The sequence below is a fragment of the Parabacteroides bouchesdurhonensis genome (assembly GCF_900186615.1).
Taxonomy (GTDB): Bacteria; Bacteroidota; Bacteroidia; order Bacteroidales; family Tannerellaceae; genus Parabacteroides; species Parabacteroides bouchesdurhonensis.
In genome coordinates, this window is record NZ_LT896588.1 from 3,579,407 (window position 1) to 3,591,786 (window position 12,380).

General features: G+C 37.7%; 12 protein-coding genes. 7 read left to right on the forward strand and 5 right to left on the reverse strand.

The genetic code is table 11. The features are described from left to right. Positions 1-7 precede the first annotated feature (7 nt). The gene (locus tag C1721_RS15415) at positions 8-694 is read left to right on the forward strand and encodes a potassium channel family protein (protein ID WP_102409068.1); all 687 of its coding nucleotides are present in this window, start codon (positions 8-10) and stop codon (positions 692-694) included. Position 695: 1 nt separating this feature from the next. Here the strand turns inward: C1721_RS15415 and C1721_RS15420 are convergent, their stop codons facing one another. Continuing rightward, the gene (locus C1721_RS15420) at positions 696-1,979 is read right to left on the reverse strand and encodes a hemolysin family protein (protein ID WP_102409069.1); all 1,284 of its coding nucleotides are present in this window, start codon (positions 1,977-1,979) and stop codon (positions 696-698) included. 202 nt (positions 1,980-2,181) lie between these two features. Here C1721_RS15420 and pheS point away from each other — a divergent pair, with 202 nt between their 5' ends. The 4 genes from pheS (at position 2,182) to C1721_RS15440 (ending at position 5,195) form a co-directional block, all read left to right on the forward strand. Beyond that, the gene (gene pheS / locus C1721_RS15425) at positions 2,182-3,201 is read left to right on the forward strand and encodes a phenylalanine--tRNA ligase subunit alpha (RefSeq protein WP_102409070.1); all 1,020 of its coding nucleotides are present in this window, start codon (positions 2,182-2,184) and stop codon (positions 3,199-3,201) included. A gap of 69 nt (positions 3,202-3,270) precedes the next feature. Continuing rightward, entirely contained in the window at positions 3,271-3,657 is a 387-nt protein-coding gene (crcB, locus tag C1721_RS15430) for a fluoride efflux transporter CrcB (RefSeq protein ID WP_102409071.1), read from the forward strand. Between the two features lie 3 nt (positions 3,658-3,660). Then, positions 3,661-4,296, forward strand: a complete 636-nt coding sequence (nth, locus tag C1721_RS15435; RefSeq protein WP_102409072.1) for an endonuclease III — start codon at positions 3,661-3,663, stop codon at positions 4,294-4,296. Between the two features lie 5 nt (positions 4,297-4,301). Next, positions 4,302-5,195: a hypothetical protein gene (locus C1721_RS15440; RefSeq protein ID WP_102409073.1), complete on the forward strand. Its 894-nt coding sequence runs from the start codon at positions 4,302-4,304 to the stop codon at positions 5,193-5,195. 3 nt (positions 5,196-5,198) lie between these two features. Here C1721_RS15440 and C1721_RS15445 read toward each other — a convergent pair whose 3' ends face one another. Together C1721_RS15445 and murB are read right to left on the reverse strand one after the other, a co-directional pair. Continuing rightward, positions 5,199-5,954 (reverse strand): MBL fold metallo-hydrolase, encoded by a 756-nt coding sequence (locus C1721_RS15445; RefSeq protein WP_102409572.1) that lies wholly within the window; start codon positions 5,952-5,954, stop codon positions 5,199-5,201. Next, on the reverse strand, positions 5,954-6,967 hold the full coding sequence (gene murB / locus C1721_RS15450) for a UDP-N-acetylmuramate dehydrogenase (protein ID WP_102409074.1): 1,014 nt from the start codon (positions 6,965-6,967) through the stop codon (positions 5,954-5,956). Before murB ends, C1721_RS15445 begins: the two co-directional genes overlap by 1 nt. Before the next feature lie 217 nt (positions 6,968-7,184). Between murB and C1721_RS15455 the strand changes: the two genes are divergently transcribed. Both C1721_RS15455 and upp read left to right on the forward strand, forming a co-directional pair. After that, positions 7,185-7,472: an HU family DNA-binding protein gene (locus C1721_RS15455; protein WP_102409075.1), complete on the forward strand. Its 288-nt coding sequence runs from the start codon at positions 7,185-7,187 to the stop codon at positions 7,470-7,472. Positions 7,473-7,560: 88 nt separating this feature from the next. After that, positions 7,561-8,214, forward strand: coding sequence for a uracil phosphoribosyltransferase (upp, locus tag C1721_RS15460; protein WP_102409076.1), 654 nt, complete (start codon positions 7,561-7,563; stop codon positions 8,212-8,214). A gap of 56 nt (positions 8,215-8,270) precedes the next feature. Here upp and C1721_RS15465 read toward each other — a convergent pair whose 3' ends face one another. Continuing rightward, on the reverse strand, positions 8,271-11,729 hold the full coding sequence (locus C1721_RS15465) for a DUF1080 domain-containing protein (RefSeq protein WP_102409574.1): 3,459 nt from the start codon (positions 11,727-11,729) through the stop codon (positions 8,271-8,273). A 42-nt stretch (positions 11,730-11,771) separates the two neighbouring features. Then, a partial coding sequence (locus C1721_RS15470; protein WP_420872724.1) for a Gfo/Idh/MocA family protein occupies positions 11,772-12,380 on the reverse strand: 609 nt, incomplete at its 5' end.

Below are 12,380 nucleotides of genomic sequence, written 5' to 3' on the forward strand. Positions count from 1 at the left end.
ACGACTCATGAAATACCTTATCATCGGATTAAGCAATTTAGGACGTTCCATAGCGGAAAACCTCACACGTATTGGGAACGAAGTTATTGGTGTGGACATTGATCTCCACAGGGTAGATTTAGTTAAACAAACTATTTCCGGAGCTATTGCATTAGATACAACTGACCGTACAGCATTAAGTACTCTACCTCTAAATGAAATGGATGCTATCATTGTAACATACGGTAAAGATTTTGGAACTTCTGTACAGACTGTGTCATTACTAAAAAGCCTGGATGCCGGTAAACTGATTGTCCGTTCAATCTCTCCTATACATGAAACCGTTATTCGCGCAATCGGAGTAACAGAAATAATTTCACCGGAACAAGATTTTGCAGCCAACTATGCATCCCAGGCGGCACTCGGAGATTTATTCAAACATTGGTATCGGGTAACAGATACTCATCATCTATACAAAATAAAAACGCCATCCGTTTTAATAGGACAAAATATTGGCACGATTAATTTCGAAGAAAACTTCGGAGTCAGACTGGTAGGTATAGAACGAGCCAAAGAAACCCGCAATCTGATTGGGCTTAAACAGACTCAATATTCCGTCATTGATCATCTAACAAACGAGATAACCCTTGAAGAGAATGATTTACTCATTTTATTTGGAAAGATGGAAGTACTACATAAATTAGCTGAGGTATAAGTTAAGATTTAGCTGGTGAATCTAGTTTCTTCACCAGTATCTTATCTATACGTGCACCGTCCATATCCACAATTTCAAACTCGAAGCATAACCAGGTAAGAGTTTCTCCGGTTTTCGGTACATGTTCCAATATCTCCAGAATCAATCCGCTTAACGTATTATAGTCATGATCTCCATAAAGATCTTCCATGTCAAAATGTTCCAAAAATTCATAGAAGGACAGTTGTCCATCCACTAACCAAGTTCCATCGGCACGCTGAACGATTTCCGGTTCTTCTCCAACATCAGGAACTTGTCCTATAAGACCTTCCATAATGTCCTTTAGAGTAACAATACCTTGAATTCCTCCAAATTCATCCGTAACAAGTCCGTATTTTACACGAGCCTGTTTAAAAAGCTCCAAAGCATTATATACACTTTGGTTTTCAGGAAGAAACTGAGCCGGACGAATTACTTGTGTCAATGAAAAATCGGGAGATTCAATACGTCCAAACAAATCTTTCAAGTAAACAACTCCGACTATATTATCAAATTTTTCAGATGCGACCGGATAAATGTCAAACAAATTAGCTTGAACTTTTTTGTGAATTTCATCTATACTATCCGTGATGTCCAACCAAATCAAATCATTTCGATAGGTCATAATAGAACCGACATTACGATCCCCCAAACTAAATACACGCTCTACAATATCTTGTTCAACCTCCTGTACCTCACCACCGTCAAAGCCTTCCTTCACGATGGCCTTAATTTCTTCTTCCGTTACCTTATTGTCTTCATTTGTATTAATACCAATCACTTTCACCGTCAAAGCGGTACTCTTAGAAAGTAACCATACAAAAGGAGAAGCTATCAAAGAAAGGAAATTCATAGGACGCGCGATCAACATAGAAACCTTTTCCGCACATCCCAAACCAATACGTTTCGGAACAAGTTCACCAAATATAAGGGTAAGATAAGTAACAACAATTACAATTGTAGTTTTAGCTATCCCCAAAGCATAGGGTTGTAATGAAGGAGAAACAGCTATTACGTCAGCAAAATCATGTGCGAAAGCTTCACCGGAATATAAACCGGTTAAAATACCAATTAAAGTAATACCTATCTGAATAGTAGAAAGAAATTTATCAGGCTCATTAGCCAGCTGTATAGCTGTTTGTGCTGATTTATTTCCTCGTTTTGCTTCCATTTCCAAACGAGCCTTACGAGCAGAAACCAGAGCGATTTCAGACATTGACAGAACTCCATTTAATACAATAAGACCAATAATTATAACTATTTCCATTTACGATAATAAATATTTACTATAGGGTACGAAGATAAAATAAATATCAATCTCTACCAATTCTTTTAATATGGAAAGATTGATAAATATCCAGTAAAATATTCCATAAAAACAGACATAAAGAAGAAAAAACATATCATATCAATTGCACTATCCAAGAGAAAAAAGTACCTTTGCACACTGAATACAAAAAGGATTAGTAATGATCGATAAGATTAAAGCTCTACTCCAGGAAGTAGAGAATATGAAAGCCGCAAATGCTGAAGAACTCGAAGCTTTGCGTATTAAATACCTCAGCAAAAAAGGAGAAATCTCTGCACTGATGAATGATTTTCGGAATGTGGCAGCCGATCAAAAGCGAGAGGTTGGTAAATTCCTTAACGAATTAAAGGAAACTACCCAAAACAAAATAAATGAACTAAAAACTAGCTTTGACAACGTGCAGACAGTAGATGACGATATCGATCTGACTCGAACAGCTTATCCTATTGAACTAGGTACGCGCCATCCTCTTTCTATCGTAAAAAAAGAAATATGTGATATATTCGGAAGATTAGGCTTTAGTATTGCCGAAGGTCCGGAAATAGAAGATGACTGGCACGTCTTCTCTTCTTTAAACTTTGCAGAAGACCATCCGGCCCGTGATATGCAAGATACATTCTTTATTCAACATAATCCGGACGTATTATTACGAACACATACATCCTCCGTACAAACTCGTGTTATGGAAAAGCAAGAACCGCCTATCCGTATTATCTGTCCGGGACGCGTATATCGTAATGAAGCCATTTCTTATCGTGCACATTGCTTTTTTCATCAAGTGGAAGCGTTATATGTGGATAAAAATGTTTCATTTGCCGATTTGAAACAGGCTTTACTATTCTTTGCAAGAGAAATGTTCAGTCCGGAAACAAAAATCCGCTTACGTCCGTCATACTTCCCTTTCACCGAACCATCTGCAGAAATGGATATTTCTTGTAATATCTGTGGAGGAAAAGGATGTCCGTTCTGTAAAGGAACTGGGTGGGTAGAAATTTTAGGATGTGGTATGGTTGATCCGAATGTACTCGAAAATTGCGGTATCGACAGTAAAGTATATTCCGGCTACGCATTGGGAATGGGTATCGAACGTATAACAAACCTAAAATATCAAGTTAAAGACTTACGCTTATTCTCAGAAAATGATATTCGTTTTTTGAGAGAGTTTGAGTCGGCCAATTAAATTGAGAACCTAATTCATTACCATGCCCCGGGCTCATTAACCCGGCCCGGGGAAAAACACCAAAGGCTTATGATAAAGGTTTTATTTTTAATCGCAGGAGGAGCAATAGGCTCCGCTTTTCGTTATGGAGTATCTATGTGGGTACAAAGAACTGTATCTTATTCTTTTCCTTTCGGCATTCTTTCAGTCAACGTAATAGGTTCTTTTCTAATAGGCTTTACCTGGAGCTTGGCCGAAGCATTCAATTTTTCAACAAATACTCGCGCATTTCTTTTTACCGGATTGTTTGGTGGATTTACAACATTTTCCTCTTTTGCTCTCGATACTGCAACTTTAATGAAGACAGGAGAGTATAAACTAGCTTTTATTAATATCTTTGCAAGTAACCTACTTGGTTTAATCGCCGTATTTCTAGGTCTATTATTAGGTAAGAATACGCTAACTTTAATAAAATGATTTATGCGTAAAGAAGAAAGATACAAAGAAGTTATAAATTGGTTCAAAGAAAATGTTCCGGTTGCAGAAACAGAATTACATTATGACAATCCATATGAATTACTTATTGCGGTGATCTTGTCTGCGCAATGTACTGATAAACGGGTCAATATGATCACCCCTGCTTTGTTTGAAGCTTTTCCTAAACCGGAAGTTATGGCTGCATCAACTCCGGAAGTAGTATATGAATATATTAAAAGTGTTTCTTATCCAAATAATAAAGCGAAGCATCTTGTTGGAATGGCGAAGATGCTAATTTCCGATTTTAAAGGTATAGTTCCATCCGATATTGACGAATTACAAAAATTACCTGGTGTTGGGCGTAAAACAGCCAATGTAATCGCATCAGTGGTATATGATAAACCTGCCATGGCTGTAGATACGCATGTGTTTCGGGTGTCCAATCGTATTGGTCTGACCGACAACAGTAAAACGCCTCTTGAAACAGAAAGAGAATTAGTTAAGCATATACCAAAAAATTTACTTTCTATTGCCCATCATTGGCTAATTTTACATGGCAGATACATATGTATCGCCCGTAAACCGAAATGTGAGCAATGTGGATTAAAGCCTTGGTGTAAATACTTTTTACAACAATGAGATAAATGAAAGCATACCAACGGGAAATAATAATCTGCATCATAGCCTCTCTGGTGACAATACTGGCTGTTTGGTTCTTCTTCGGTACTGTAGAGGACGAAAAATCAGTTGTACAGACAGATTTATATGATGTGGTTGCTCCCTCTCCCAATGGACTTTTAGTCATAAATCGTCCCAACATACTGACAGGAATAATGCTTAAACATCCAAAGATATCGGAAGCCTTCTCTACTTATTTACCTGATATTTATTTATCCATATTACAAACAACAACAATAAAACCTCCTATCCTGTTTTCATTTCATCCTCAAGGAGTCGTAATGTATTCTCAAACGGATGGAAGTTTGGACGCACAAATAGAGAATGATGTATTAAAACCTATATTGGGAATATATAATCCCCATAAAACGATAAAAGACGATATTATGTTTACTTATTATCCAGATGCAAAAAATCGTTTTTTAGGGTTTTACCAATACAATGACGTATTTGTTGCCAGCTATAGTAAAAAATTATTGGAAGAAGTTGCTACTCAACAATCGAAAAAGAAGAAAATTCTTCCGAGAGAAATAAATAAGATACGTCAATTTGCAGACAAAAGTGCTCCTATAAATCTATATATACCAGCCGATATCTTGAACTTACATATTAATATAAACGATTCACTCCAATGGCGTATCTACGATAAATGGTTGCTCACCGACATATTCACAGGAGAAGGTAATATATGTTATTTCGGAAGTCAACCTTACTTCGCTCACCTTGACACACTTTATGCTCCCATGGCAGATACTCTGTCTAAAAGAATAGAATCATATTTTCCACAACTCCATATCACTCCAGAAATTAATCATGATGAAAATATGATTTATTACACAGGATGTAGCCCTATGGAATAAGAACTAAAATTCAACCTCCAATCCATCATAAGCATAATGTACATGAGGAGGAAGCTCTTTTTCCACCACAGCATGAAGGCCTATTTTATGGCTCATGTGAATAAGGTAAGACTCTTTAGGACGAATACGTCTGATATTTTCAAGTGCTTCATCCAATGTTTCGTGCGTCGGATGATATTCTTTCCTAAGGGCTGTAATAATCAAAACATCTAATCCTCGTAATTTGTCATATTCTTCTTCCGGTAGATATTTTACATCTGTAACGTAAGCCATATTACCTATACGGTATCCCAAAATAGGAAGATTACCATGCATCACCCGAATAGGAATAATCGGAATAGTTGCTGCTTCAAAAGAATTTAAATCAATACGATGCAATTCCAAATTAGGCACACCTGGATATTTATTTGCACGGAAAACATAAGGAATGCGTGTCTCTATTGCTTCCGCCACATTATCTTCTGCATAAACAGGTATTCCACCTTGACGACAAAAAGGACGAAGGTCATCTAGCCCTCCCACATGATCGTAATGTTCATGCGAAATAAGAACAGCATCCAAATGGTAGATTTTATTTGTAATCATCTGCCAACGAAAATCCGGACCACAATCCAGTAAAATTCTTTTATTTCCAGTTTCTACCATGACAGAAGTACGCAAACGCCAATCTCGTGGGTCTTTACTTGTACAGACCTCACACTTACAACCAATTTCAGGAACACCGGTAGAAGTTCCGGTTCCAAGAAAAGTAATTTTCATCATCCTACATATTTTACTTCAGGCATAAGTTCTATTCCAAAACGTTCATTAACCGCAGAACGGATACTTTCGGCAACTAATGCAATCTCATGCCCTTTCGCATCACCTAAATTAACTAATACTAATGCCTGCTTTTCATATACACCTACTGCCCCATGAGATTTACCCTTAAAACCACATTGTTCGATCAACCAGCCAGCTGGTATTTTTATTTTATTTTCTGTAGTTGGATAAAACGGTATAGATGGATATTGTTTTTTTATTCTTTCAAAATGTTCTATCGAAATAAGCGGGTTCATAAAAAAACTTCCGGCATTACCTAATACAGCCGGATCGGGTAATTTCTCTTTACGAATAGTAATTATGGCCTCACGTATTGTTGCCAATGTTATCTCCGGATACTTGGCCAACTCCTCTTTCAAATTACCATAATTAATAGAAAACTGAGTATTCTTTTGTAGACGAAGATTTACATAAGTAACAATATGAGGATCATTATGCTCATTCTTAAAATAACTTCTGCGATAAGCATACTCGCATTCCTTATTCGTAAAAATCCGTTTCTCAAATGATAACTGATTATAAGTTTCCACTGTTTCTACCACATCTTTAATCTCTACACCGTAAGCACCTATATTCTGAATAGCGGCTGCTCCCGTTTCCCCCGGGATAAGAGAAAGATTTTCTATTCCAGACCAGCCATTTGAAACAGCATAAGCGACAACATCATCCCATTTCTCGGCGGCACCTATACGAAGCAAAACGGAATTATCCGTTTCTTCTACCAAATTGACTCCTTTAATATTGGAATGAAATATAATTCCATTGTAATCATTCAAAAATAATAAGTTACTTCCACTTCCTATATGCAACGATAAACATTCTTGAAAATATTCATCATGTAATACACGTTGCAACTCTTCCTCATTGTTATATTCTATAAACCAACGTGTTTTTACCGGAATATGGAAAGTATTATGTTGCTCTAAAGAATAATTTTGTTCAATTCTCATTTTATTATAATTTGTAGATAGACAAAAGTAAGATTTTGTTTTGTATTCCGCAACCAAACGTTACTTAACATTTTTTATCACCAAATTCGTAACAATTTGGGAAAAGCCTTGTTTAATAAGAAGTATAGACAAACTCGTATATTCTAAGTAATGGAAATTAACAAATCCACAAACGAATGTACTTTTATTAATGTTTAATAATAAAAAAAGAGCACACATGAACAAAGCTGAACTTATCGATGCTTTGGCTAGTAAAGCCAAAATGCAAAAGCTAGAAGCTAAAAAATTATTGGATGCGTACATTCAAGTAGTAACAGAACAGATGTCGAAAAATGAAGAAATTGCACTTATCGGCTTCGGCACACTTACCCCTAGAGCGCAAACAGAGCGTTTGGCTAGAAATCCAAAGACTGGAACACCGGTTATGATTCCTCCACGTACAACCGTGAAATTCAAACCTGGAAAGTATTTATTGGAAGCAATGAACAAGAAAAAGAAAGGATAAACAAAAAATAATACCTGTCAATAACTCTACTGATATATTGGCAGGTATTTCTATATTTACTATTTTTGGAACCGAGAAATAAAAAAGTATGAAAATAGTTAATCTCGGAAAATCCAATTCGATCCTAAACAGGTTTGTATCTGAACTAAGGGATTTAAATATCCAGAAAGACAGTTTACGATTTCGTAGAAACGTTGAACGTATCGGTGAAATAATGGCTTATGAGATAAGCAAGGATTTTACCTATAGTACAAAACAGATTCAGTCTCCATTGGGAATAGCTCCAATGAATACACCTGACGATAAAATAGTAATAAGTACCATTTTACGTGCAGGGTTACCTTACCACCAAGGTTTTCTTAGTTATCTGGATAATGCGGAAAATGCTTTTGTTTCTGCTTATCGAAAATATAAAGACCGTTTAAACTTCGATATTCATATTGAATACATCGCCTCTCCCCGATTAACAGATAAGACATTAATTATTACCGACCCAATGCTTGCAACAGGCAGTTCTATGGAATTGGCATACGAAGCATTACTAACAAAAGGAGATCCGGCGCACATCCACGTAGCTTCTATTATCGCAAGTGAGCAAGCAATAGCATATCTTCAACAGAAAATGCCAGATGATAAAACAACAATCTGGATTGCCGCTCTTGATGAAAAGCTGGACGATCACTCATACATTGTACCAGGACTGGGAGATGCTGGGGATTTAGCTTTCGGAGAAAAAGAATAATCAGAAAAAAGAACTAATAAAAAAGCGACTGCTTACTCAGTCGCTTTTTTATTGTATTATTTAAGTTCCTTTACTCGAATATTGCGGAATTTGACAGGAGAACCATGTCCTAAGAAACCTATATGCCCTTTCTTATTGAAAAGACCCGGATGTTCTTTGTGGTCTGCTGTGCCGTTCTTTGTTGCTTCACGAATATTACCATCAAGTATCACAACACCATTCACTGTTACGCGGATATGATCTCCATCTGCAACAATTTCTTCACTATTCCATTCACCTACTGGCTTAATAGCCTTGTGGTGATCCGGGTTAGAAGGGATAATACCATATACGGAACCATGATGCTGTAAAGGAGTAATATCCTTATAAATAGGATGTTCACAATCCAATATCTGAATTTCCATACCATGATAAGCAGCATCCACATCCATCGGCGTACGAATACCTACACCATTGTTTGCCCCAGGTGTTAACTGGAATTCGAAACGGTAAATAAAGTTTCCGTATTCTTTCTTTGTATATAAGTTCCCACCAAAACTCTTGCTTGGAATCATAGAAATACAACCATCTTCCAATGTATAGTCTACAGTGTTACCTGTCCATTCGTGCATATTTGTTCCGTCAAACAACACTTTAAAGCCTTCTTTTTCTTCTTCGGCGGAAAGTTTAAACGGCTCTTTACGTTCCAGTTCTTTTATATAAATATTACGGTAATACACTTTACTGCCGTGAGCCTGCAATTCAATCTGCTCAATTGCAGGTATAGGCTGACTACGATCCCAGAAGTTTTCAAGGATTACATCATCCACTACTTTTTCGCCATTCAAGACTACAGTTACACGGTCACCAACCATTTTTATATAGAATGAATTCCATTCACCCAGCTTATTATCAGCAACTTTAGACGGAGTACTTGGATTAACCTGATTATTGTATAAGCCACCGGAACCAACTTGTGCACCTACATTTACACGGGCAGTATCCCATATCTGAACTTGAGGTGTTCCACGCAGATAAATACCAGCGTCAGCTTCCGGACCAGCCGGATCAAGCATCCAATCTATATACATTTCAAAGTCGCCATATTGTTTCTCTGTACAGATGTTATCATATCCTGTACCTTCATATATCAACGAGCCATTTTCTACTTTCCAGTCACGACGCATCATATCATCAGCTTTTGCCTGAGCTTTTGCCAATTGGGCCGGTTTCATCTTAGCACGAGCAATAGGATTTTCAACCAATCCTTTCCAACCTGTTAAATCCTTACCATTGAAAATTGAGACAAAACCTTCACATTCCGGCATCTCCGACAAATGTTTCTTAATAGCTTCTTTTTGATAATGAGCATCCGGATTATCCAGAACCTGCATTACCTTATTTAATAGAGCTTTTACATTCTGACCTGTATAAGCCTTATTTCCTAAAGCAATATTCATAACAGCATTGGCAGCAGCTTGTTGCAATGGCTTCTGATCCAAAAACTCACCTGCATATAACAAAGCAAGGAATGTTCCCGTTTTTTCAATCTGTTTCAGAATTTCCACTTTCTGAGCATCAGTCTTTGCTATTTCCATTGCTTTACGCAAACTTAGCAGGCGATTTTCTCCTGTAAATACAGGATTAGAAACCAACTGTACATAACGGTTCAAAGCTTTATCAAAATGTTGACCGGAAGAAGACTCTTTACAAATAGCAAACAATTCGTCGGCAGCATCAATTCCTTGCCAGCTTAACAAAGCGTCAAAAGCAGCTTCTTTAGCAGCACCATTTCCGTTTTTGTAACCGGTAACTATAGTAGATAAAGCATCTTTATCTCCCGTTGAAGCCAATACAATATAATACAAATACTTTTTACTTTCTCCGGCCTGTATCATACGGCGAGAAATAGCGGATACTTGTTGAGATGCAGATTGATTAGCTATAGCAGCGATAATAGCCTGCTGTATAGGTGCTACAACTGAAGCATCTGCTGTTTCCAACATACCACATAATTGCGTCAAATCTTTTTCGGAAACTACATCTTTTAAAGCTTTATAAGCAGCAGCTTTCACCTCAGGAGAGCCAGCTTTTATCTGTTCTAATACAGTATTTACATTCGCATCAGCTTTACGCATAGCCAACAATTCCAAACATGCAATTTTTCCCGCATCAGTAGCAGAAGAAATAACATTCGCCACAGCATTATCTATATCACCGGAAAATGCAGCCAAGGCATCTTGACCTAATAAAACAACTTGTGTATCATTACTAGTCAATAAGTTTGCCAAAACCGGAATATATGATTTATCGCCAATTTTGACCATTGTCCATGTGGCAGCCTCTTTTACAGGATAATTCACGTCGTTTAATTGCTCAACCAGCACTTGACGGAACGGCAAATCAAAACGTAAATCAAGATTCTGTATTATGGCATGCTGAGATGATCTTTTAGCTTCACGTCCAAACCAATTCAATAAATCAACCTTAACTTCTGGTTTAGCCTTCGCCACAGCCTTTCCTAATTCTACATATAAATCTTTATTTGCATAATCGGAAACATAATTTAATACCGCATTACGATATTCTTTGCAAGGGTCTTTCAAAGCCGCAAGAACGAGTTTTGTGCTCTCACCTTGCTTCAACGAAAGTAATATTTCCATAGCAGCATCGCGGCTTTGTGTCTTCTTAGCTTTCGTCGCTTTCTTCAATAAATCATTAGCAGCTTTTTCAGCCTCCTTCACATCACCCTGTTCAGCTACTCTTTTTATTAAAGCAATATATGCTTCATTTGCTCCCGTTTTCTCCATTGTATAATTCGCTTTAGCAGCAGCTTCTGCCAAATCTTTCAATGAAGCCTTCGTTCCAACACGGCTCAATGCATAAAGAACTTCCTTTTGCATATTTTCATCCGTTGAACCTAATAATGCCTTCAAAGCAACTTCCGATCCATCTACCTGAGAGGCTGCAATTGCCCGAATAATATCTTTCTGTGTTTTCGGTGTTCCCGAACGACGCATCAGTGCAGCCAATAATGTTTTGCTGGCATTTTCACTATTTATAGCCGATAAAGCACGAGCAGCCGGACCACTTAAACTTTCATCATTCAGATAAGTAGCCAAAGTCTCTACACACTCATCTTTACCCAGGATTTGAAGCTGACGAATAATAAAAGCTTTTGTTTCACGATCTTCAACTCTGTCCAGAGCTTTTAAATAAGCATTTGCTGTCACTAAACGGGCATTTTCATTCCCTTTAGCCATCACATAATGAGTAAGCCCGCTTAAAGCATAATCCACTTTTGCATTGCTACCCTTGCCAGGAGCATTAATCATGCTAATTAAAGTCGCAACAGCATCTTCGCCGGCAGAACTTAAATCTCCTATTAATTTATTATATTCAGCTTGTTGTTGAGCAGGCATTTGAGCCAACACATCGGCAGCCACCGTTTTTGAAGTGCGATTTGCCGGAGTTTGGGCCATCAATATGCTTCCGCACAAAAACAATGCACTAATTGATAAATATATTTTCTTCATAAAATCTTCGTTTTTCAATTTCTAACAGTCTTTTGTCACTTATTAAATATTCCACGGAGCACGTATTGGTTGGTCCAGTAACCTGTTGGCAGCTTCATCGTCGATGAACTCCAGCTTGACCGGATCAAAATGTAGTGTACGGTTCAGGCGAAGAGCAACTGCACCCATATTCACGATTGTTGCCGAACGGAAACCATTGCGTTCATTCAGTGCAAATGGCTGGCGAGTCTTAATACATTCAATAAAGTCTACTACCTGAGGTTCCGGTTCCGGATAATCGGCCAACTTCTTCTCCCAATTCGGAATGTCACATACGAAGTTCTTGTAGACATTTCCTTTAGGACCGGCTATGTAAGGAGTATTCGGATCTCCAAAGTCTCCTCCCCAAAGTACGATCTGGCAACCGTCGTCATACGTATAAGTGATAGAACGCCATGTGCCCACTGCGTCAGGATGTTGTTGCGGAGCATCTACTTCTACCTTAACAGGACTGGTTTCATCCTTTCCAAGAATATATTGTACCGGGTCTATATAATGCTGTCCCATATCTCCTAAACCGCCACCATCATAATCCCAATAACCACGGAATGTTTGATGTACACGGTGGGCATTATAAGGTTTATATGGAGCCGGACCTAACCAAAAATCATA